This is a genomic window from Photobacterium sp. (genome assembly GCF_057456235.1).
The window spans coordinates 210,500-234,170 of the sequence record NZ_JBVCPH010000007.1; the positions used below are offsets into that span (position 1 = coordinate 210,500).

16 protein-coding genes and 5 tRNA genes are annotated in these 23,671 nt (G+C 47.9%); 7 read left to right on the forward strand and 14 right to left on the reverse strand.

Features of this window, described 5'->3' with window-relative positions; translation table 11 throughout:
• Window positions 1-46 precede the first annotated feature (46 nt).
• On the reverse strand, window positions 47-2,089 hold the full coding sequence (prlC, locus tag AC2204_RS10500) for an oligopeptidase A (protein ID WP_318925445.1): 2,043 nt from the start codon (window positions 2,087-2,089) through the stop codon (window positions 47-49).
• Between the two features lie 224 nt (window positions 2,090-2,313).
• On the opposite strand from prlC, the gene AC2204_RS10505 reads away from it, so the two are divergent.
• From AC2204_RS10505 to AC2204_RS10520, 4 genes are all read left to right on the forward strand, one after another.
• The gene (locus AC2204_RS10505; protein ID WP_318925446.1) at window positions 2,314-3,153 is read left to right on the forward strand and encodes a 23S rRNA (adenine(2030)-N(6))-methyltransferase RlmJ; all 840 of its coding nucleotides are present in this window, start codon (window positions 2,314-2,316) and stop codon (window positions 3,151-3,153) included.
• Between the two features lie 169 nt (window positions 3,154-3,322).
• Window positions 3,323-4,693: a glutathione-disulfide reductase gene (gene gorA, locus AC2204_RS10510; protein ID WP_318925447.1), complete on the forward strand. Its 1,371-nt coding sequence runs from the start codon at window positions 3,323-3,325 to the stop codon at window positions 4,691-4,693.
• Between the two features lie 350 nt (window positions 4,694-5,043).
• Window positions 5,044-6,411, forward strand: coding sequence for a YjiH family protein (locus AC2204_RS10515; protein WP_318925448.1), 1,368 nt, complete (start codon window positions 5,044-5,046; stop codon window positions 6,409-6,411).
• A 351-nt stretch (window positions 6,412-6,762) separates the two neighbouring features.
• Entirely contained in the window at window positions 6,763-8,529 is a 1,767-nt protein-coding gene (locus tag AC2204_RS10520; protein WP_318925449.1) for a hypothetical protein, read from the forward strand.
• Window positions 8,530-8,604: 75 nt separating this feature from the next.
• On the opposite strand, the gene AC2204_RS10525 is transcribed toward AC2204_RS10520, so the two are convergent.
• The 9 genes from AC2204_RS10525 to AC2204_RS10565 all read right to left on the reverse strand — a co-directional run bounded on the left by AC2204_RS10525 (window position 8,605) and on the right by AC2204_RS10565 (window position 15,517).
• Window positions 8,605-9,546, reverse strand: coding sequence for an ABC transporter permease (locus AC2204_RS10525; RefSeq protein WP_318925450.1), 942 nt, complete (start codon window positions 9,544-9,546; stop codon window positions 8,605-8,607).
• 3 nt (window positions 9,547-9,549) lie between these two features.
• On the reverse strand, window positions 9,550-10,527 hold the full coding sequence (locus tag AC2204_RS10530) for an ABC transporter permease (protein WP_318925451.1): 978 nt from the start codon (window positions 10,525-10,527) through the stop codon (window positions 9,550-9,552).
• A gap of 151 nt (window positions 10,528-10,678) precedes the next feature.
• Window positions 10,679-12,238 (reverse strand): ABC transporter substrate-binding protein, encoded by a 1,560-nt coding sequence (locus tag AC2204_RS10535; protein WP_318925452.1) that lies wholly within the window; start codon window positions 12,236-12,238, stop codon window positions 10,679-10,681.
• Window positions 12,239-12,342: 104 nt separating this feature from the next.
• On the reverse strand, window positions 12,343-14,061 hold the full coding sequence (locus AC2204_RS10540; RefSeq protein WP_318925480.1) for an ABC transporter ATP-binding protein: 1,719 nt from the start codon (window positions 14,059-14,061) through the stop codon (window positions 12,343-12,345).
• 634 nt (window positions 14,062-14,695) lie between these two features.
• Window positions 14,696-14,772 (reverse strand) — tRNA-Pro (locus tag AC2204_RS10545).
• 47 nt (window positions 14,773-14,819) lie between these two features.
• Window positions 14,820-14,895 (reverse strand) — tRNA-His (locus AC2204_RS10550).
• Between the two features lie 9 nt (window positions 14,896-14,904).
• Window positions 14,905-14,981, reverse strand: a tRNA-Pro gene (locus AC2204_RS10555).
• 194 nt (window positions 14,982-15,175) lie between these two features.
• A tRNA-Pro gene (locus AC2204_RS10560) sits at window positions 15,176-15,252 on the reverse strand.
• A 188-nt stretch (window positions 15,253-15,440) separates the two neighbouring features.
• Window positions 15,441-15,517, reverse strand: a tRNA-Pro gene (locus AC2204_RS10565).
• A 356-nt stretch (window positions 15,518-15,873) separates the two neighbouring features.
• On the opposite strand from AC2204_RS10565, the gene AC2204_RS10570 reads away from it, so the two are divergent.
• Both AC2204_RS10570 and smrA read left to right on the forward strand, forming a co-directional pair.
• Window positions 15,874-16,014 carry a DUF3149 domain-containing protein gene (locus AC2204_RS10570; protein ID WP_318925453.1) on the forward strand — a complete coding sequence of 47 codons (141 nt, stop codon included), beginning with the start codon at window positions 15,874-15,876 and terminating at the stop codon, window positions 16,012-16,014.
• A gap of 126 nt (window positions 16,015-16,140) precedes the next feature.
• Window positions 16,141-16,722 carry a DNA endonuclease SmrA gene (gene smrA, locus AC2204_RS10575; RefSeq protein WP_318925454.1) on the forward strand — a complete coding sequence of 194 codons (582 nt, stop codon included), beginning with the start codon at window positions 16,141-16,143 and terminating at the stop codon, window positions 16,720-16,722.
• A gap of 8 nt (window positions 16,723-16,730) precedes the next feature.
• On the opposite strand, the gene AC2204_RS10580 is transcribed toward smrA, so the two are convergent.
• The 4 genes from AC2204_RS10580 to AC2204_RS10595 form a co-directional block, all read right to left on the reverse strand.
• Entirely contained in the window at window positions 16,731-17,345 is a 615-nt protein-coding gene (locus tag AC2204_RS10580) for a LysE family translocator (RefSeq protein WP_318925455.1), read from the reverse strand.
• Between the two features lie 94 nt (window positions 17,346-17,439).
• Window positions 17,440-17,922: a Cys-tRNA(Pro) deacylase gene (gene ybaK, locus AC2204_RS10585; RefSeq protein WP_318925456.1), complete on the reverse strand. Its 483-nt coding sequence runs from the start codon at window positions 17,920-17,922 to the stop codon at window positions 17,440-17,442.
• Window positions 17,923-18,067: 145 nt separating this feature from the next.
• Window positions 18,068-19,741 (reverse strand): bifunctional UDP-sugar hydrolase/5'-nucleotidase UshA, encoded by a 1,674-nt coding sequence (gene ushA, locus AC2204_RS10590; RefSeq protein ID WP_318925457.1) that lies wholly within the window; start codon window positions 19,739-19,741, stop codon window positions 18,068-18,070.
• A gap of 303 nt (window positions 19,742-20,044) precedes the next feature.
• Complete coding sequence (locus tag AC2204_RS10595) at window positions 20,045-21,400, reverse strand: Na+/H+ antiporter NhaC family protein (RefSeq protein WP_318925458.1); 1,356 nt, start codon at window positions 21,398-21,400, stop codon at window positions 20,045-20,047.
• A 295-nt stretch (window positions 21,401-21,695) separates the two neighbouring features.
• Here AC2204_RS10595 and AC2204_RS10600 point away from each other — a divergent pair, with 295 nt between their 5' ends.
• Window positions 21,696-23,594 carry a methyl-accepting chemotaxis protein gene (locus AC2204_RS10600; RefSeq protein WP_318925459.1) on the forward strand — a complete coding sequence of 633 codons (1,899 nt, stop codon included), beginning with the start codon at window positions 21,696-21,698 and terminating at the stop codon, window positions 23,592-23,594.
• Window positions 23,595-23,671 lie beyond the last annotated feature (77 nt).

The window sequence follows — 23,671 nt, forward strand, 5'->3', positions numbered from 1 at the left end:
TCCCCATCCGATCAAAAAAGGCTCCCTCGGGAGCCTTTTTTATTTATTAACCGGCGATGCCAGAGTGACGTAATAACGCGTCAATTTTGGGCTCGCGGCCACGAAAGCGCTTGAACAGCACCATCGGCTCTTCACTGCCCCCGCGCTCTAAGATGCAATCTAAGAAATCTGCGCCAGTCTCAGCATTGAAAATACCTTCCTCTTCAAAACGTGAGAACGCGTCTGATGACAGCACTTCCGCCCACAGATAGCTGTAGTATCCCGCACTGTAACCACCGGCAAAAATATGGCTGAAGCCGTGCGGAAAACGCCCCCACTCAGGGCTAGGTAACACGGACACGCGAGCTTTCACCTCAGACAGGGTTTCAAGCACCTGTGCGCCCACTTCCGGATCGTAGTGAGTGTAGAGGCTGAAATCAAACAAACCGAATTCCAGCTGACGCAAAATCCCCATCGCAGACTGGAAGTTCTTCGCAGCCAGCATCTTATCTAACATCTCTTTTGGCAACGGCTCACCGCTCTCGAAATGGCCCGAGATGAATGCCAGCGCCTCTTCCTCCCAGCACCAGTTTTCCAGGAACTGGCTTGGCAGCTCTACCGCATCCCAGGGCACACCATTGATCCCGGAGACAGCGGGCGTATCAACTTTCGTCAGCATATGATGAATACCATGGCCCGTTTCATGGAACAGGGTGACCACTTCATCATGGGTAAACAGCGCCGGCTTATCACCAAGCGGCTTATTGAAGTTGCAGGTCAGGTACGCTACCGGTTTTTGCAGGCTTCCGTCAATACGGGTACGGCGAACCATACACTCATCCATCCAGGCGCCGCCATTTTTGTGCTCGCGGGCATAAAGGTCGAGGTAGAAGCTGCCGCGCAGTTCGCCCGAGGCATCAAAAATATCGTAAAAGGTGACGCTATCGTCCCAGACATCAACCCCTTCACGCTGTTGTACATCCATTCCGAAAACACGTTTAAGGACTTCGAACAGACCTGCGACCACCTTATTTTCAGGGAAGTAAGGGCGCAGCAGCTCATCAGAAATACTGTAGCGATGCTGCTTCAGTTTTTCGGCATAAAAGCCAAAATCCCACGGTTCCAGCTCATCAGCCCCGCATTCACTCTTGGCGTAGTCACGCAACTCAGCCACTTCACGCTCACCCTGAGGTTTCACATGGATCGCGAGATCGTTTAAGAAACTCAGCACCTGCTCCGGGGTTTCGGCCATTTTGGTTGCCAGTGACTTTTCGCTGTAGCAATTAAAACCAAGCAGGCGGGCCAGTTCATGGCTCAGTTTCAGTTTCTCGGCAATGATGTCGCTGTTATCCCATTTACCGGCATTCGGACCGCGATCGGAGGCCCGGGTCACAAAGGCTTCATACATTTCCCGGCGTAACGCCCGGTTCTCACAGTATGTCATCACGGGTAAATAAGACGGAATATCGAGGGTAAACAGGTAGCCATCGAGCTCTTTTGCTTCAGCAGCGGCTTTGGCCGCTTGCAGCGCTGAGTCCGGTAAGCCGGATAACTGGGCCTGATCGGGGATCTGCTTGCTCCATCCCATGGTGGCATCCAGAACATTGTTGCTAAATGACGACGCCAGCTCTGACAGGCGCTTGCTGATCTCGCCATAGCGATGCTGCTCATTAGCGGGCAAACCAATACCTGATAGTTCAAATTCTTTCAGCGCATCGGTGACCGATTTTTGTTGCGCTTGGCTTAACTGTTCAAAGTCATCACTGGCTTTAATCGTTTTATAAGCGTCATACAGGCCTTTATGCTGGCCGACCCAGGTCCCGTAATCAGACAGCAGCGGCAGACAGCTCTCATAGGCTTCGCGCAGTTCCGGGCTGTTTTTCACCCCGTTCAGATGACCGATCGGCGACCAGATACGACTCAGACGATCATCGGTTTCAGCCAGTGGTGCACAAATCGTCTCCCAACTTGGTACTGCCTCGCCGGCCAGCACTTCGTCAACGTTGCGACGGCAGTCAGCAATGGCTTGTTCAACCGCGGGTTTTACGTGCTCTGGCTTAATTTGAGAAAACGGAGGCAGATCCGTCATGGTTAATAATGGGTTAGACATGTGCATATCCTTAATTCATTCTTCCTTCATTAAATGTGTCTTCGGGTACATCAATTCAATCCCTTGCCCCGAATTATGGGCGAATTTTCTCAGTCAGCTCTATTATTTTAATCTCAAATCCACATCTCGCTTTACTAAAGTTCCAGCCGCTGTCTGGCTATTCACGGACAATTCGCCATAATAGCCACCAACAGACATCACTTAATACTCATAGAGACCGATTCATGCTGAGTTACCGCCACAGCTTCCACGCCGGCAACCATGCCGATGTGGTTAAACACATCGTCCAAAGCCTGATCCTGGATGCACTCAAGCAAAAAGATAAGCCTTTCGTGTATCACGACACTCACTCCGGCGTTGGCCGCTACGATCTGCAAGATGAGCGCAGTGAAAAAACCGGTGAGTTCAAACAAGGCATTGCCCGTATCTGGTCTCGTGATGATATTCCCGCTGAAATCGCGTCATACATTAATGCGATCAAAGTGCTCAATGACAGTGATGAATTGCGTTATTACCCAGGTTCACCTCGCGTCGCCCGCGCCCAGCTTCGCGAACAAGACCGGATGGTGCTGACTGAACTGCACCCGTCAGACTTCCCGCTGCTGCTGCAGGAATTCCGGGGCGATCGCCAGGTGCGGATGTATAAAGAAGATGCTTTCCTGCGCTTAAAAGGCAGCTTGCCGCCGAAAGAGCGCCGGGGTGTGGTGCTAATCGACCCGCCTTATGAGCTCAAGCATGAGTACATGGATGTGGTCAACGCGATCGCTGATAGCTACAAGCGCTGGGCAACCGGTACCTATGCGATCTGGTACCCGGTGGTATATCGTGAGAACATCGATAAGATGCTTAAAGGGCTGGAAAAAAGCGGCATTCGTAAGGTTTTGCAGATTGAGCTAGGGGTTGAACCCGACACGACCGAACGCGGCATGACGGCATCGGGCATGATTGTGATCAATCCTCCGTGGAAATTAGAAAACCAGATGAAGGCGATTCTACCCTGGCTGCAACAAGCCATTGCCCCCGCTCACGGACACCACAAAGTAGAATGGATCGTACCGGAATAACCTCCCGACGACCCAATAACTTTGCAGGCGGGTGCATGCCCGCCTTATTATCACCTCTAATAAGTTATTCCCTTCCCGCCCGACTTTCTCGATCCCCGCCGCTCGTAACTCTCAACGTTCTTGATTACACTAGGTCAGCGAATAAATTCTACAATAAGCGGAGAAAGTCATGGCAAAGCATTTTGATTACATTTGTATCGGCGGTGGTAGTGGCGGGATTGCCTCGGCAAACCGGGCGGCCATGTATGGCGCTAAAGTCGCTCTGATTGAAGCCAAAGCGCTTGGCGGTACTTGTGTCAACGTGGGTTGTGTTCCGAAGAAAGTGATGTGGCACGGCGCGCAAATTGCGGAAGCTATGCACCTTTATGCCAAAGATTATGGCTTTGATGTAGACGTGAAAAGTTTTAACTGGAGCAAGCTGGTAGAAAACCGCGAAGCGTATATCAGCCGCATCCATAAAGCTTATGATAATGTTCTAGGCAACAACAAAATCGAAGTGATCAATGGTTTTGCTACCTTTGTTGAGACTAATGGCGGTGATGTTAAGACCATCGAAGTAAACGGCGAGCATTATACCGCCGATCATATCTTGATTGCCGTCGGTGGCGAACCAACTATCCCTGACATTCCTGGCGCAGAGCACGGTATCGATTCAAACGGTTTCTTCGATTTGAACGAGCAACCTAAACGTACAGCGGTTATTGGCGCCGGTTACATTGCGGTCGAAATCGCCGGTGTACTGAGTGCCCTGGGTACCGATACCCACCTGTTCGTCCGTAAAGAGTCACCGCTACGCAGTTTCGACCCGATGATCATCGAAACGTTGGTAGAAGTGATGGATGCAGAAGGCCCGACGCTTCATACCCATTCAATCCCGAAAGAAGTGGTTAAAGAGGCCGATGGCACAACCACCCTGCACTTTGAAAACGGCGAGTCGCACAATACCGACCTGCTGATCTGGGCCATCGGCCGAAACCCGACCACAGACAAAATCAATCTGGCGGCAACGGGCGTAGAGACTACCGAATATGGCTACATCAAGGTTGATGAATATCAGCAAACCAATGTTGAAGGCATCTACTGTGTGGGCGACATCATGGCAGGCGGTATCGAGCTGACTCCTGTGGCCGTAAAAGCCGGTCGTCAGCTCTCTGAACGCCTGTTCAACGGCAAAACAGATGCCAAAATGGACTACAAACTGGTTCCGACCGTGGTCTTCAGCCACCCCCCGATCGGCACCATCGGCCTGACCGAGCCTGAAGCGATTGCCGAATACGGCGCAGATAACGTCAAAGTGTACAAATCGGGCTTCACCGCGATGTATACGGCCGTAACCTCACACCGCCAGCCATGCAAGATGAAACTGGTTTGTGCCGGCCCGGAGGAGACAGTGGTCGGCCTGCACGGCATCGGCTTTACCGTTGATGAGATGATCCAGGGGTTTGGTGTTGCAATCAAAATGGGCGCAACCAAAGCAGACTTCGACAGCGTTGTCGCTATCCACCCGACCGGGTCTGAAGAGTTTGTTACCATGAGATAACCAATCGGTTATCAAGCTAAAATGCTGCCTGAGTGGCAGCATTTTTTACCGGCCAACATCATCAACGCTATCTTTCAGCCCGCTCTCACCTTTCAGCATAAGCAACCACAGACTATGCACTACACGTCATTACCTTATCACGCCTTCAAACAGTGACAACCACCACAAACAGAATAAAACGCAGGATAAATAGCATAGATATCCAAATAAAAGTGGGATACCATTCCAAACCCTGAATAAAAAAGGTAATCTTCACCGACTAGATTATGGATGATCAGTGAATAGTTATTATCGGCAAATACAATGCCGTTACTTACTCTTAATCAGAACAGCACGTTAAAAGGTCGACCATGCAGGATCAAGCCATTTCAGCCTCTCCGAACAGCAAAGCCAACTGGCTGATGTTCCTTCTTCCTTCTCTATTAGGTGTTTTCCTCTTTATGGCACCTATCGAGTACCAAGGCACAATCACCATTCCGATTGCTGTGCTGGCAAAATCCGTGCAGACCGTTTTTGATGGTATGTTAACGGCAATGGTAACCTTCATCATCAGCCTGACATCTGTGATGTCAGTATTCACTAAGCTGGCGAAGCCTGGTTTTATCACCAGCAACCGTTTCCTAAACGGCCTGCTCAACCCAACTCTGCCATGGTTTGTTGTCCAGCAGATGGGGGCGGTATTTGTGCTGATGACCTATTTCGAATTCGGTCCGGAAATGATCCATAATGGCGCAACCGGTGGCTTAGTACTAAACGATTTATTACCTGTTCTCTTCTCTGTTTTCATTTTTGCGGGTATGTTGCTACCACTACTGCTAAATTTTGGTCTGCTTGAGTTTTTCGGCACCCTCTTTACTAAAATAATGCGTCCGATATTTGGTCTGCCGGGACGCTCATCCGTTAACTGTATCGCTTCCTGGCTGGGTGATGGCAGTGTTGGGGTATTGCTGACCAGCAAACAGTACGAAACCGGTCTTTACACTCAGCGTGAAGCCGCGGTTATTGGCACAACGTTCTCTGCGGTCTCTATTACCTTCAGCCTGGTTGTGATTTCTCAGGTTAACCTTGAGCATATGTTTGCCCAGTTCTATCTGACCGTCTGCCTGGCCGGTCTGGTTGCCGCAATCATCGTGCCGCGTCTGCCACCACTGTCAAACAAGAAAAACGTTTACATTGATGGTTCTGAAATCTCTGCCGACAGCGAGGCCGTACCTGCTGGCCATAATGTTTTCTCTTATGGTTTAGAACAAGCGCTAAACAAGGCTAAAGAAGTTAAAAGCCTGCGTGCAATCGCTCTAGATGGCGTAAAAAATGCCGTCGACATGGTCTTTGGTGTATTGCCTGTCGTTATGGCTATCGGTACGGTGGCGCTGGTCATTGCCGAAAACACCCCCGTCTTTGATTACCTGGGCATGCCATTCATTCCGTTCCTGGAACTGCTCCAGATCCCGGAAGCAACAGCTGCTTCGAAAACCATTGTGGTGGGTTTTGCCGATATGTTCCTGCCATCAATTCTGGCATCAGGTATTGAAAGTGACCTGACCCGCTTTGTCATTGCGGCAATGTCGGTCACCCAGCTTATCTATATGTCTGAGATTGGTGCCCTGCTGATTGGCAGTAAAGTGCCGGTCAAAGCGTGGGAACTGTTCGTGATCTTTATTCTGCGTACCTTGGTGACACTGCCCGTCATCGCATTGATGGCACATATTTTTTTCTAGGTCACTGTTACTAAAATTTAAACTTAAAAAAGCCAGCTGTTATTTCAGCTGGCTTTTTTTGTACCCTGCATTGATTTAACCTCAACACCGCATATAAATTCACTTACTTTACCTATGGCCTTTCCCGTCAATAATTTATAAGCGACTAATAAATAAGCACAAATAATTTTAACCCACCTGATAATAAAGTATTTACTCAAAAAAACCGCCTAACATCACAGTTATCAATGTGTGATATTGCTCTCATAACACCGCCATTATATACGCACGATGGATAAAGTTTAACTTTATCAACAACAATAATACCAATCACAGTGCAGCTGCATTTGCATGCACTGAAAAGGATAGAAAATGCAATTCAAATATTCTGTTTTAACATTGTCGTTGGCGGCAGCTCTTACACTTTCAGGCTGTGGTAGCGACAGCAACTCTAATACCACCCCGGCAACACCAGATGCTGAAGCAACGTTAACCCAAGGGCAGTTTATTGATGCCCCTGTGCAAAACCTCTACTACGTAACATCTTCAGGCAAGTCAGGACAAACCAATGACAAAGGCGAGTTCAGCTATAACGAAGGCGATAGCGTCAGCTTTTATTTAGGTGAGCCTACATCGGATAATGCCATTCTGTTGGGTACAGTAAGTGCTGACAAGCATATTACCCCTTATCACTTAGCCTCAGGCTCTGACCGCACAATTGGCCTGACGCGCCTGCTGCTTTCAGAGTCTGGCGATAATACAGATTTGATCAATGCTTCAGCAATCGATCTTGCTAAAGCAAAAGGCATTATTGAGAGCGATTTTAAAGACAAATCATTAACTGTTTCTGATTATGCTGCGAAAGAGCACTTGGATCAGAGCCGACAAAAATACCTGAGTAACGACGAGATCGTCCTCAAAGGCGCTGACGTTAAAAAAGTCATTTACAGCAGCGTGTCACTGCGCTCCAATGTCGGCCCTAGCAATAACAAGCAAACCTGCTTAACCTTCGACAACACCTTAGATACGCTGAACCTTCCAGCTAAGTACGAAGAAACGCTAGATGATGGTAGTAAGGTATTGAAAAATGTCTTCCTGGCACAAGGCCTGTATCCGGCAACATTTGAATTCTTGACACAAAACGGCGAAAAGATGGTCAGAGAGACGATGACTGACAATGGTATTAGCGCCGTACCAAGCACTATGGGCTGGAACCAATCCGTAGAAGACAAATATGCTGATCAATATAAAAATGGTGACTTTGTTCTTTGCGGCACTAAGCTGAAAAATGAAAATGGTGCTCCCGTTTTTGATGAGCCAGAAATAATGACCCTCACAAAATGGCTTGAGGACGCACCAACAACAACCGGGCTGTTTTCATGCCTGACTACGCAATGTAGGGCTGACCAGCTTAACGGGTTTTACTTTAACAAAGCCCATGTGGATATTGAACAAGATGAATACTCAGAGACAGGTAATGCAACTCAAACTTTCTGGGATAAAGATGGCAATATACACAATCTGATCAAATTGCCTGATGATGCTAGCGTTCGCCAGGAAGCCAACCAGTATTCATTTATCAAGTCTGCCAACCTGGCAATTGAAGCGCGCAGTAAAAAGGCTGTTCTGTCTGAAGATGCTGTACTGCTGAAGGCAAACTCTGGTGACTCATACTATTCAAATGCACTGCATGAAGCAAATGGTAATGAGTATGCCGCCTCGTACTACAGTGCGGTCGACAGCACGCAAATTGACTTTACGGCCATCAATGCCATGCCTGTGGTTGATATGAACGGTGAATGGAAAGTGGTGAGCAGCAATAGCGCAGAGATTGAAAAAGGTGTGACTGTCACCTTCGACAGCAATACGCTGGCAGCGCAAGACTTCTGGTGGGCTAAAGCCGAGTTCAGCAAAGACAAGAAAACCAACGAAGCCACAGTGCCGCAACTTAACAGTACCGTTCGCTGGAAAGACAGCAACGACAGCTACTGGGTAACGCAGTGGGAATATGTGCCTGCAGGCAAAGCGCATGACCAGGGCACTCTGTTTAAAACTCAGTCTCCGCTTGCTGGTGCAGATACAACTAAAATTGACGACACCAAAACGACAATTCGTATTCAATACAAGAAACAAGGTTAAGTTGATTGTATAAACCCAAAGGCGGCCTCCCGGCCGCCTTTTCCAATCTCGCCTCTCTAACCTTGCTACTCGCCCCTAGCCCTTATAAATCTTCGGGTTAAACACATCACGCAGCCAGTCACCCAGCAGGTTAATCACCAGGACTAACGTAACCAGTACCAGACCCGGGAAGGCGGTGATCCACCACGAACCGGAGAAGATATAATTGAAGCCGATGCTGATCAGCGAGCCCAGCGAGGGCTGATCAACCGGCAGACCTAAGCCAAGGAATGACAGGGCCGCTTCCGACATAATGGCGTTCGCCACCTGTACCGTTGAGATCACCAAAATCGGCGACAAGCAGTTCGGTAAGATATGACGGAACATAATACGGAATGATTTAAAGCCCATCACCCGTGCCGCTTCCACATACTCTTTCTTCTTCTCGGCCAGTACCGAAGCACGCACCGTACGCGCATACTGCGGCCACTCGGCAATACCGATGATCACCACCAGCATGACCACCGCATACTGGGCAAACATCTCAGCGCCCAACGCGGTACGGAAGATAGCGGAGACAATAATCGCCACCATCATGGTTGAAAATGAGAGCTGTACATCGGCAAAGCGCATTAGAAAGCTGTCGATACGCCCGCCAAAGTAACCGGCACTCAAACCAATAGAAACCCCGAGGAGCAGCTGCAGGCCCACGGCTAACAAGCCGATTGTCAGGGATAAACGCGAGCCGTATAAAATGGTCGAAAAGATATCTCGACCCTGGTCATCGGTACCCAAGACGAAACGGCTATCCCCGTCTTCCATCCATGCAGGCGGCAGCTCTGAATCCATAATGTCGATCAAAGACAGATCATAGGGGTCAGTAGGTGCAATAAACGGCGCCAGCACCGAGGCGGTCACAAAGGTCAGGAAGAGGGCAAAACTGAACATCGCGACTTTATCTTTCAGGAAATAGTAGACGATGTCAGAGTTTTTAAAACGCTTCCAACGGCTTGGCATTGCTACTGTCGTTGTATTCATGACTTACTCTCCCTTGCCAGTCAGATTAACAGTCGGGTTGACCAGGCCATATAACAGATCAACGATTGTGTTGGTTACCACGAAGATTAGACCAACAAAAATAACATAAGCGGTGATCAACGGTGTATCAACACGGTTAATTGCATCAAGGAACAACAAGCCTGTACCCGGCCACTGGAAGACGGTTTCGGTTAAAATGGTGTAGGCAACCATGGTACCAATCTGCACCCCACCCACCGTCAGTACCGGTAACATGGTATTTTTCAGTGCATGCTGATAGTAAATTTTATTCATTGCCAAACCCTTGGCTCTGGCAAATTTAATGTACTCAGAGCTTAGCGCTTCAAGCATTTCGGAGCGTACCAGACGAATAAAAAGCGGCATCATAATAGAAGACAGTGCAATACAAGGCAAAACAAGGTGCTTAAGGCCGTCGAGTGTAAAGTAGCCAGACTTCCAGCCCAATAAGTTCATGGTTTCACCACGGCCATAGGAAGGCAGCCAGCCAAACTCAATGGAAAAGACATACATCAGCATGATGGCGGTCAGAAATACCGGAATGGAGATCCCGATGCTACTTAAGGCCATTACTGTTTTAGTAAATATACTATTGGGGTGAATAGCCGTGTAAACCCCCAGAGGAATTGCAACCACAATAATAATCAGCGTTGCCCCGAAAACAAGTTCAAGGGTCGCTGGCAGTTTATCCAGGATCACATCTGCAGCCGGCCGCTTAAATGAATACGACGTGCCTAGATCCCCTTGGACCGCATTGCCGAGAAAACGGCTATATTTAGTTATAAACGGGTCGTTAAGCCCTAAGTCATCGCGTAATTGTTGACGTTCAGCTTCTGATACAGACTGCCCCACCAGCTCGCGCAATGGGTCGCCAAGGTTATCCTGAATGGCAAAGGCCACCAGACTGATCACAAACATCACTATCAGTGCCTGAAACAGGCGCTTGACCAGAAACGTAAACATTCCTTGCCCCTTTTATCATCCTTAAATTATACCCATCTCAATCATTGCGATTAGCAAATGGCTAAGATGGGTATCAGTGCCGAAAAACGGTTTTCGGCACTGCGCTTACTTTCTACTGCTATTTTTCTTGGTGACTTAACGTCTGTCTCGATTATTCCTCGTCGACAACAAGATCACCGAAGTATGGCATTACCATTGGGTTAACAATGTCTGCGGCATGAACGGTTGATTTAGCACCCCATGCCTCACTCTGCCAGTGTAATGGCACAAACGCGGCCTCGTTGTATAGCGTCGCTTCTACTTTCTGCAACATCTTGGCACGTTTTACCGGATCGGTTTCAACGTTCGAATCCTCGACCAACTTGTCGACTTCTGGATTTGAGTAATAACCACAGTTGTACTGGCCTTTACCGGTCTCTTCGTTACGCGTCATGGTCAAAAATTCAGTGAAGTTCGCTGAATCTTCTGTATCGGAATGCCAGCCAATCATCATCATGTCAGCAGAACACAAATCAAACTCTGGCCAGTACTGTGCTTTTGGCAGGGTTTTCAGATCCACCTTGATGCCAATTTTTGACAACATTGCCGCCGCAGCCTGGGCCACCTTGGCATCATTCACATAACGGTTATTCGGCGCCATCATGGTTAACTTGAAGCCTTTCTCGTAACCTGCTTCTTTCATTAATGCTTTGGCTTTTTTCAAATCATACCGCGGCACCAATGCTTCATCATACCCGACATAACCTGATGGTCCCTGCTGACCCGCTGCGGTAGCAAAGCCCTTCATGATTTTCTTCACGATGCCTTCGTTGTTGATGGCATGAACAATCGCCTGACGGACACGGACGTCTTTCAGCGCTTCATTACTATTCTGGTTCATCTGGAAAGTAATAATACGCGTACCCGGCAGGGTCACCAAGTCGATACCTTCTGCGCTCTGAACACGCTGATGATCGTTCGGTGCTACAGGGTGGATCATATCAACACCGCCGGAAAGCAGTGCCGCTACCCGGGTGGCATCTTCTTTGATTGGTACCAGCGTTAACTTGTCGACGTTGCCTTTCGATGCCTTATCCCAGTAATCGTTGAAACGTTCAAATTCAACTTTTACGCCCTGTTCACGCTCAGTAACGATGAACGGGCCGGTACCGGAAAGATGAGTAGAGGCATAAGAGTTGCCGTGCTTAACCAGCTCAGCTTTATCTTTACCGTCGTCTGTTTTACCGCTATAGAACTTGCTATCCATTGGGAAGATATAAGTAGCCGTTTGCAGCACCAGCGGATAAGGACCGGCAGAGATCAGATCGACAGTGTAGTCATCCACCTTCTTCAGTTCGCTATACGGTTCAAAGATCGCTTTAAAGTCTGGCGAATTCTTCAGGCGATTGAACGTCCATACGACGTCATCCGCACTCATGGTGTTACCCGAGTGGAACTTCACGCCCTGGCGAAGTTTGAAGCGGAAAGTAGTGTCATCAATACGCTCCCAGCTTTGTGCCAGGCGTGGCTCGAAATCCATATCCTGGGTAAAGCGTACCAGTGGATCAAAGACCATGTGGGACAATTGCAGCGTACCACCGGAAAGTTGCTCATGTGGGTCCAGTGAAACAGGGTCAGCACTGTAGGCAACCTTGATGTCAGCTGCTGCTGCGCTAAAGCTCAGACCTGCGGCTATTAAAGCGACTGCCAGCTTGCTCTTAATGGTTTTCATTGCATAGCTCCTTTATGCGGGGGAGGAAACTCCCTTGCTGTTGTGTTTGCTTGTTATTAGTTTTGAATCCAACCAAGAAATCATCCTCAGTCAGAAACCAACGGTTAAGCTAACTTCAATCCTTCCTGACTCATGCCCTTAAATTCAGGCATTAGTGAAATCAGGTGCTTGCTGTATTCATGCTGAGGTGCCGTGAACAGTTGCTCGGTAGGCGAGACTTCCAGCAGGGTTCCCATTTGCATGACACCGATACGGTCACACATCTGGCGGATAACCGGCAGATCATGGCTGATAAACAGCATGGTTAGATTGAGTTCATCCTGCAGATCTTTTAGCAGATTAAGAATTTGTGCCTGGACCGATACATCCAGTGCCGATGTCGGTTCGTCACAAATCAGCAGGCGGGGACGGGTTGCCAGCGCACGGGCGATTGAAATACGCTGGCGCTGACCACCGGAGAATTCATGGGGATATTTCACACTGGCTGCATGGCCTAAGCCAACATGATCCAGCAAATCATGTACAATCTGACGGGTTTGTGTTTCATTTTCAGTTAATTGATGGAAACGAATAGGCTCGGCGATGATGTCAAATATCTTCATTCGCGGGTTCATTGAAGAATAAGGATTCTGAAACACCATCTGCATCTGACGACGCAAAGGACGGCGCTCTTTCTCGCTCTTCAATGCGGTCAGATCAATCCCTTCAAAAGTAACCTTACCTGAGTTTGGCGGATACAGGCCGGCAATTACCCGGGCAATCGTCGATTTACCCGAACCCGACTCACCAACCAAACCAAATGTTTCCCCTTCGAAGATTTCGAAGCTGACATTGTTAGAGGCTTGAACATACTCACGGCGGCTTTCAAAGAATGAATCTTTGGTCACAAAACGTAAATTGACGTTTTCCACTTGCAATAATGCCCCGGTGTAGCTGCGCTGATCTTGACTCTGTCCCAGCCAGTGATTTTTTACATCCAGCTTAGTCAGCTCTTTTGCTTCTTCGATATAGCTCACCAGTGGAAAACGTTTTAATTTCACATCAGAGCGTGGTACCGCTGAAATCAGGCTTTGGGTATAAGGGTGATTTGGACGACGGAGGACTTGCTCTGTGGTGCCGATTTCAACCAGATCGCCACGATACATCACCGCAACGCGATCGGTAACATTTGCAACCACGCCCATGTCGTGAGTTACCAGCATGCAGCCGACATTTTTCTTAATACAAAGGTCACGAATTAAGGTCAGGATCTGATCCTGAATCGAGACATCCAGTGCTGTCGTCGGCTCATCAGCAATGATCAGATCAGGCTCACCAGACAGTGCAATAGCAATAACCACACGCTGCCGCATACCACCGGAAAACTGATGCGGATATTGTTTTATACGCAGCTCTGGTTCAGGGATCCCCACCTGCTCCATCAGACCGATGGCACGAGAGTAGGCTTCTGCTTTACTCACCTTCAGATTCGTTAAGATGGTTTCTGTCAGCTGCTGCTCAACCGTAAACAGCGGATTAAGTGACGTCATCGGATCCTGGAAGATAAAACCGATTTTAGAGCCGCGAATTTTCCGCATCTTTTCAGGCGAGAGACCCGAAATCTTTTCACCATCCAGATACACTTCACCGGCGGGAATTTGTCCCGGCGGGCTCAGCAAATCAATTACCGCATTCCCCACGGTTGATTTTCCCGCTCCCGACTCACCAACCACGCCGACAATTTCACCGCGCTCAATCGAAAACGACAGCGATTTTACCGCCGCATGCGTACCGTGACGTGACGGATATTCTATACGGAGATTTTTTACTTCTAATAATGGCATTACCAGACCCCAACTGCTCGGCAGCGTTCTGCCCTGTCTGAAAAACTGAATCCTTTCGCTTCCAGCATAAATGGCTGGAACTTTGCTCATCCAACAATCTGTCAAAAATTTCACAGAAAATCAACAAAACAATGTGAAAAACTGAAAAATAGAGAATAAAACGAATAAATAGTCACTATATTTTTTAAGAGGAGCGAACATGCCAAGTATTAAAGCTGCTCTGACCTCACCTCAAACACGCCATAATAGCAGTGTTTCGCACTGATACCTGAGTTATAAGTGATTATTTAATATAAACAAAGAGTGCATAAAACAGCACAAGGAAAATTATCACAGATTAACAAACCATAAACAATCGGCCAAAAAACAGGCCGTTTATGGTGATTTCCATTAGGTATAAAGTACCGTGCAATATATACATCTGATTTCTAGTAGGGTGGTCAGTGAATACCACTACATAAATTGCGTGTTATTAATAGAGATCGAGGCCGTCGGCTAAAGGCTTAGCTAACACAAGTAAGGGAGGTGGGCTACAAAAGCAGATATCAAAAGCCGGAGATGCGCCACCAAGCGGTGCTATTCGCTGAATTTTGATCGAAAAAAAGCCCCGTCTTTCGACGGGGCTTTCTTAATGTGGTCGGTGAAGAGGGATTCGAACCCCCGACCCTCTGGTCCCAAACCAGATGCGCTACCAAACTGCGCTATTCACCGAACAGTTTTAGGCTTATAGCCAAGGAAATGCATGCATTACCTGAATATGGGGTGGCTAACGAGGCTTGAACTCGCGACAACCGGAATCACAATCCGGGACTCTACCAACTGAGCTATAGCCACCATTGTAAGTGGTCGGTGAAGAGGGATTCGAACCCCCGACCCTCTGGTCCCAAACCAGATGCGCTACCAAACTGCGCTATTCACCGAACTAATTTTTACTGTTGGTGCCCTTACCGAGGGTCGCCCTCTGGTCCGCTACTCCCAAAATCAGGATGCCCGACCAAACTGCGCTATTCACCGACATTAGTAGCGAGGTTCTAGGTTCTAGATACTCGACACTTTTTATATGTTTCAAATCTTACCAGATTATTCTGCCCGATTGTATCCAACAGAAGTAAAATGGTCGGTGAAGAGGGATTCGAACCCCCGACCCTCTGGTCCCAAACCAGATGCGCTACCAAACTGCGCTATTCACCGAACTTTTTTGGCTTTTGATGCCCTTGCCGAGGGTCGCCCTCTGGTCCGCTATTCCCAAAAATCAGGATGCCCGACCAAACTGCGCTATTCACCGACATTAGAAGCGAGGTACTAGGTACTCGACACTTCTTTGTATGTTTTAAATCTTACCAGATTGTTCTGCCCGATTGTATCCAACAGAAGTAAAGTGGTCGGTGAAGAGGGATTCGAACCCCCGACCCTCTGGTCCCAAACCAGATGCGCTACCAAACTGCGCTATTCACCGAACTTTTTGGCTTTTGGTGCCCTTGCCGAGGGTCGCCCTCTGGTCCGCTACTCCCAAAATCAGGATGCCCGACCAAACTGCGCTATTCACCGACATCATCAACAGTCTCGCCGTTGAGGCCGCCTATATTACTCAGCAATTTATTTTAAGCAAGTTTTACAATGCATTTTTTCCTATTCAGGAATCAGTTGCTCATCAAACAATCAAAGAAGAGAAAACACCGTAACTTAAGTGATCTCAAACGCATCATTTGGGACACTAATCAAACAATTATCGAACCATTGATCCAGATCATCATAACAATTTCATTCCATTGGTTATCTTGTGACCACTATTCCACGACTTAAGGACAGAGCATGGATTTTTGGCTAGATCTTCTATTTGGTAATGCCATAGGACTCTCTTCAATGATCGTCATCTTTGGGGCGTTGGGATTAATGATATTTTTCGGTGGTTACTTTGTCTACAAAGTACTATCAGCACCCTCTCCTCACTAGAGCCATTTAGCAAAGTCATTTGCTTACCAGGGTCAAACTGTCGGTCTTGACCCTGGATTTCTTTTTCTTTATGCCTGAGTACATGACTCGTATAATAACAATATCGTCCCCTAACTCCGAGCTATCATGTCAGATAACGATGAATCAGATCTCTTCCGAGAGATGATGGCCGATGTATCGCCGCTCAAACAAGACCAAGTCGAAACGCAACATAAATACCAGGTTACCGAAGCACACATCGCCAGACAAATTGCAGCACAATCACTTACCGATAGCGATCCAGAATACCTGTCACTTGATTACGCTAATATGCTAAAACCTGAAGACATGGTCGAATTTAAACGCGACGGTGTACAGGAAGGTGTTTTCAGAAAGCTGCGTCTTGGTAAATACGAGATCCAGGCTCGTTTAGATCTGCATCGTAAAACCTTACAGCAAGCCCGTGATGAAATACTGCAATTTTTAAAGCAATGCCAGCGTATGGATGTACGTACAGTAATGATTGTGCATGGCAAGGGTGAACGTTCTAATCCACCCGCGATGATGAAAAGCTATGTCACCACCTGGCTAGAACAAATTTCAGATATCATGTGCTTCCATTCTGCCCAGCGACAACACGGTGGGACTGGAGCCACTTACGTCATGCTCAAAAAAAGTGCAGAACGAAAAATGGAAAATCGCGAACGTCATCAAAAACGCCAACGATAGCCTCTAGCCTAAGCTTGCCATACCACTCTAAAAGCCAATAATATCAACACAATGCCAGACAATCGATCAATCATTTGTGCTTTGGTTCGTAACTTATCCAGCACGTTGGGATTGGAGAGGACAATTGCAATAAAGGTGTACCATAAGCCGTCCACCAACAAAGGGGTCGCGACAATGATCGCACGGCTCGAGACTTCTGTTCCCACGGCAACAAACTGACTGAAAAGAGCTAAAAAGAACAGAGCCAGTTTCGGGTTCAATAACGAAATCATTAAGCCATCACGCGCCGCCTCACTGAAGCTCGCTTGTTCCCCGGCCGCCAATTTGGCCGCAACTCCCCCTTTGGAGCGTAATGCATTTACCCCCAGATAGGCTAGGTAGGCCGCCCCCGCGTAAGAGATAAACATAAATAGCGTCGGTGACTGCTTTAATACCACCGCAAGCCCCAACAAGGTCAGCAAAGCATAGCCTCCCACACCTAAGGCATGCGCCCACGATGTGGCAATACCGTGACGTCTCCCACCGGCCAGACTGTGTTTGGCAACAACCGCTAAACTGGGTCCCGGAGACATCGCTCCTAATAAACAAATCATCAATAATGAAAGCCAAATACTCAGTGTCATGCCTTACTCCGTGTCTCGGGGATACGTTCATATACTGACATCCAGCAGCACATCTGTATAGTTATCAGTACAAACGGATATCGCTAATTTACTTCTAGCTCTTAGGTTTTGAAAGCGGTGCAATCCGCCCTTGGGTTAGCGACAGCAAATCTTTCGGTGCTAACTCAATTTCCAAGCCCCGGCGTCCGGCACTGACACAAATTGTCTCAAATTGTTGTGCTGAAGCATCAAGGAAAGTCGGCAAACGCTTCTTCTGCCCCAGAGGGCTGATCCCGCCCACAATATAACCTGTCGTTTTTTCAGCTATTTGAGGGTCAGCCATATCCGCTTTCTTTCCTCCCGCCGCCTTTGCGGCAGCTTTGAGATCAAGCATGCCAGATACCGGCACTATTGCCACGGCCAGTTTTTTGGCATCGCCATTGAGGGAAAACAATAATGTTTTAAACACAAGGTTGGGGTTGTGGCCCAGAACTTCTGCGGCCTCTAAGCCGAAGTTAGTATTTGCCGGATCATGCTCATATTGATGAACGGTAAAAGTGATCCCCTGTTTTTTAGCAAGCTTAATCGCTGGAGTCATTGTTATTTTACGCCTTAGATCGAGTGGTAATGAATGGTTCATTTAAGGACATTGTTTAAGCACTATACCAACTCTGATAAATACCGGCGAAAAAAAACGGCACCCAGAACGCTGGATGCCGCTTCTAAATTAACGCATAAGCCGATTATTTGTAAGCAATCTCGCCTTTGGGAGCGTAGGCATTTACATCAATTGGGCTGTTTGCCTGAAGGAACTCTTTCAGCACTTCTGCATCAACAAAACCCGTGTTTACGTGGCCAGGATGACCAGCAACCTTCGGATAGCCATCACCACCAGCAGCGTTGAAGCTTGGAATTGTAAAACGGTATGTCGCTTTTGGATCCAGCACTTTACCGCCAATTTTCACATCACGAACAGCACCATTTTCAATAACCATTGAAATGCCGTAGAACTGAGCGTAAGCACCAGAATCTACTGGTTTAGTTGCTACTACATTTAGATAATCGGTGACTTCAGCACCCGTCATATCAGTGTAAGTCACGATGTTTGCGAACGGCTGTACCGTCAGTACGTCTTTATAGGTGATATCACCACCGGCGATAGAATCACGCACACCGCCAGAATTCATTACCGCAAAGTCAGCTTTAGCGCGTTGCATGTGTGAGGCTGCAATCAGGCGGCCCAGGTTAGTCTGCTGGAAACGAACGACATTACGATCACCTTCCAGCTTACCATTGGATTGGGCAACTTTAATATTCAGTTGCTCCTGCCCTTTCTCCTGATAAGGCGTCAGGAAGGACAATACTTCCTCATCCTGAGTAATTTCATCCTCAATAAAGACGCGCTTCTTGGAGCCGTCAGCCATCTTGACTTTTTTCTTCAGGTTAACCGGGATCAAATCATAGCTGACCATCTGCAGTTCGCCGTTCTGGAACTCAAAGTCAGCACGGCCGACATATTTGCCCCATTCGTGCGCCTGAACAATCCAGGTACCATTTTGCTGATCGGGCTGACAGGCTTCACCTGGATTAAAGTTCTTGTTGTACATGTTAGGACCTTCCATGCAGACCGGCTCTTGTGAGTGGCCGCCGACAATCATGTCCAAATCACCTTCAGTGACATAGCGCGCTAACGCTACATCACCCGGAGCATTAACACCGCGGTTGCCATTTTCGTAATGGCCCATGTGTGTTGCTGCAATGATAACATCCGGGTTTTCTGTCTCTTTCAGTTCAGCGATGATCTTTTTCGCTTCTTCTTTTGGATCACGGAAATCAATACCACCGATAAATTCCGGGTTACCGATTTTCGCTGTATCTTCCGTTGTTAAACCGATAACGGCGATTTTAATCCCTTGTTGCTCGAAGATCTGGTACGGCTGGAACAAGCGTTTACCGGTTGTCTTATCATAAATATTGGCCGACAGCATCGGAAACTCCGCCCACGCTTCCTGCTTACGCAGGACTTCCAGCGGGTTGTCAAATTCATGGTTACCTAATGCCATTGCATCATAACCCAGCATGTTCATACCTTTAAAGTCAGGTTCAGCATCTTGCAGATCTGATTCAGGAACGCCGGTATTAATATCACCACCAGAAAGAAGCAACGATGTGCCACCTTCGGCGGCGACCTCTGTACGAATTTGTTCTAACAGTGTTTTACGTGCTGCCATCCCATATTCACCATTCCTATTTTGCCAGAAACGGCCATGGTGATCGTTGGTATGAATAATCGTTATTTTATACGTCTTATCTGCATCCCATGCTGGAGAAACGTTTTCTGCTTGACTCGCACAACCAGAAAGGGCGGCAAGTAAAGCTGCGCTTAATGCTGCTTTAGTAAATAGGTGTTGCTTCATGTTTTTCACCTTAATCATATATTTTTTATTTATTTTTATACCCAAGGTATACACCACTGACTGCATTCCTTGCCGTTAAGTCTGACCTATGAAATGCAGATACAAACAGGCCTCAGTTTAAGTTAATTAAATACCAGTTGCGGGTTCATTTCATCAATCTGTTGACCAGATCACTTTACAGAAAATCCAATTACGCCAAACACCTATAACAAGCACAAAAAAGCCCCGTCAGTGCGGGGCTTTTGATAGCATTGTTAGTTATCTTGGATATCAATCAAGCAGTTATATTGGTATAGGCCAATATTAAGCGCAAACCAATTTACGGCTCGGATGCTTCAATAGCACAGCGACCACAGCCGCAACGGCCAGGAAGAAACAGTAATAAGAGTGGCTTACAACTTCCAGAGGCGATAAGCCAAAGACGGAGCCCAGCAGTAAGGCTTGTGCGCCATACGGCAATACGCCCTGAATGACACAAGAGAAGATATCCAGCAGACTGGCTGCACGGCGCGGGGTGACACCATTTTCTTCGGCTAATTCCCTTGCAACACCACCGGACACGATAATGGCCACCGTATTGTTCGCGGTACAACAATTCGTCAGGCCAACCAGACCGGCAATACCCAGTTCACTCGCGCGTAGATTCTGTTCTTTACTATGCGCTTTACTAAATAATCGGATTATGCGGCTGATCATCTGAGTCAGATAAGCTAAGCCCCCTTGCTGACGCATCAACTCGCTAATACCGCCAATCAGCATCGACAGCAGGAAAATTTCCTGCATATTGCCAAAACCGGCATAAATATCTTTTGCATATGTTGACAGGGTATAGTCATCGGCAGACAGCAGTCCGACACCTCCAGCCAGCAAAATACCCAGGCTTAGCACGACAAAAACATTCAGGCCGGAAACGGCCATTACCAGAATAGTGATATAAGGCAAAACTTTTAGCCATTCAACATCACCGGCAACTGGTACTTCTGTTGCCGCACTGCTAAAAGCAAAAACGGCAATCGCAATCAGTGCCGCTGGCAGAGCAATATGGATGTTCTCGCGAAACTTATCGCGCATCTGACAACCTTGCGATCGGGTCGAGGCTATCGTGGTATCAGAGATAATAGACAGATTGTCACCAAACATCGCACCACTGAGTACGACACCAGCAGTCAGCGCAACATCTATCCCTGCTGCCTGTGCAATTCCTACCGCGACAGGTGCAACAGCAGCAATGGTTCCCATTGATGTTCCCATCGCTGTCGCTATAAACGCCGAAATCACGAAGATACCCGGTAAGATCATGCTGGCGGGCAACATTGAAAGGCCAAGGTTCACGGTAGCATCAACACCGCCTGTCGCTTTGGCAACCGCTGAAAATGCCCCTGCAAGTAGATAAATCATACACATAGCTATTATATCGCTATGCCCGACCCCCTGCAAAAACTGCTCAATCGCCTTATTAAGCTTTTCTTTGCTTAATAACAGCGCGATGAGCACCGCAGGCAAAGCGGCAACAGGTGCCGGTAACTGGTAGAATGCGAAGTCTACCCCTTGCATAGTGAGGTAGCTCCCCACACCGATAAATAAGGCGAGAAAAATGCCTAAAGGCAGCAATGCAAGTGCTGAAGGCTTAATCGTTAATTGTTGTGTTGTGTTCGACATGATGACTACAGGACATCTATTTTAAAATTTGCCCTAGACTAAAACTTCCCTCTATACGTGTCAACATCTAGACGTCTAAACATCCATCGGTTTGTTCACTAAAGCAATGTACGGTCAGATTTCGATGAGGGCATTTTTTTGACACCATCTATTAGCTGCGCCAATAAAAAGTCTTTAATTTATATCAATTAAAAGGGGAGGAGCATGTGCTACTTTTGCGTGCAAATCGCTCAAAATCCCTATAGAATCGCCGACTTAAAAATGACTTATTCCATCCCGCCTTCTGAGATCACAAATGAAATTATCATTAAAGCACAAACTCATTGGTGCCAGCTTATCTGCGGTCGTCGTAATGGCCACAGCACTAACCTGGCTAGCCGCCGATCAACTTTTTGACCAAACCCGAAGCAGTATTTACTCGCGAGCTGACAGCCTGGCGTCTGCGGCAACTGACGGAATTTCAGACTGGATTTCTATCCGCAGCGATATTGCAAGTGCATTCAATGACTACAGCACTGAAGCGGATGTTGTACCGTTTTTACAACAGGCTCGTAAAGCCGGCGGCTTTGATGACATCTTCCTGGGCACACCCGCCGGAGCCATGTACCGATCGCACCCGGATAGAAACCGTGCCGATTATGATCCCCGTACCCGCCCTTGGTACCGCGACGCTCAAAATGCCGGAAAACAGATCATCACCACGGCATATCGCGATGCAATCACTAATGCACTGTTAGTCACCATTGCTGAGCCTGTGATGAAAAACGGCACTATGGTGGGTGTTGTAGGCGCCGACGTTCTGATCGATCAATTAATCAATGATGTGATCAACATGGATGCGGGTAAAAATGCTTATGCGATGCTGATCAATAAACAAGACGGTACTTTTCTTGCCCATCCGAATCAATCTCTGCTGCTGAAACCAATCAACAGTTATAGCAAAGAAATCAGCATGTCGAGTATCGAAGCCAGCCTGCACGGCAGCAAAGATCAGGGCAACCGTATTAATGAGATCACGACCAACGGACAAAAAAAGCTCATTTACTTTGCTAATGTTCCAGGCACCGATTGGCTGTTAGGGATAGAAATGGATCGCGTCACTGAAGAAGCCGGCCATACAAGCCTGCTTCGTCAGCTGATCATCACTGCAGCCTTGATTACCCTGATTGTAGTAAGTACCGTAGCCTGGTTAGTCGGTTTCTTATTCCGTGATTTAGGCCGGGTATCCCAGGCGCTGGCAGAAATTGCATCCGGTGAAGGCGATCTGACTCAGCGTCTGGAACCTCGTAATGATGATGAAGTTGGTCAGCTGGCCCACAATTTCAACCGTTTTGTCGGCAATATGCACGGTATGATCACGCGCCTGAGCGAAGTTTCCGCCTCACTGAACCAGCAGTCACATCTTACTGCTTCACAGGCAGAAGAGCGCAGCACCCGTATCCAGCACCAGCAAGATGAAATCAATATGGTGGCAACAGCGATAAATGAAATGGCGGCCGCTACTCAGGAAATAGCCAATAATGCCGATAACACGGCAAGCACATCGGCCGAAACGGTTACCGCTTCTGAACATGGCGCCACTCAGGTCAGCCAGAGCCAGCAATCTATCTCCAGTCTGGCACGTGAAGTTGAAACGGCAACGGAGGTGATCGGAGAGCTGAACACTCACGCCCAGAGCATTAATACCATCCTGTCGACGATTCAGGGGATTGCCGAGCAGACCAACTTGCTGGCACTGAATGCGGCAATCGAAGCCGCTCGCGCCGGCGAACAGGGCCGTGGTTTCGCCGTGGTCGCTGATGAAGTACGTGTACTGAGCCAGCGTACTCATGCATCGACCCAGGAAATTCAGCAGATGATTGAAACTCTGCAGCAGACCACCGGCCGTGCAGTTGGGATCATGGAAGATAGCCGTCACCTGGCTGAAACCAGCGTTGACGATGCAAATGCCGCCTCTGCCAGCTTGTCACAAATCAACAGCGCTGTGACCAATATCAGTGATATGGCAACCCAGATCGCTTCTGCTGCTGAAGAACAATCATCAGTAACCGCAGAGATCACCCGCAATACCGAAGGGGTACGTGACGTCTCAAACGAATTAGCAATTGAAGCTGATGAAGCCGCTCAGCAAGCTGCTGAGTTATCTAACCTGTCGCACGAACTGCAGCAAGAAATTAGCCGCTTTAAGCTTTAGAAACTAGAAACTAGAAACTAGAAACTAAATTAAAAAAGGCTTGCCACCCGGCAAGCCTTTTTGATCTCATCAATACA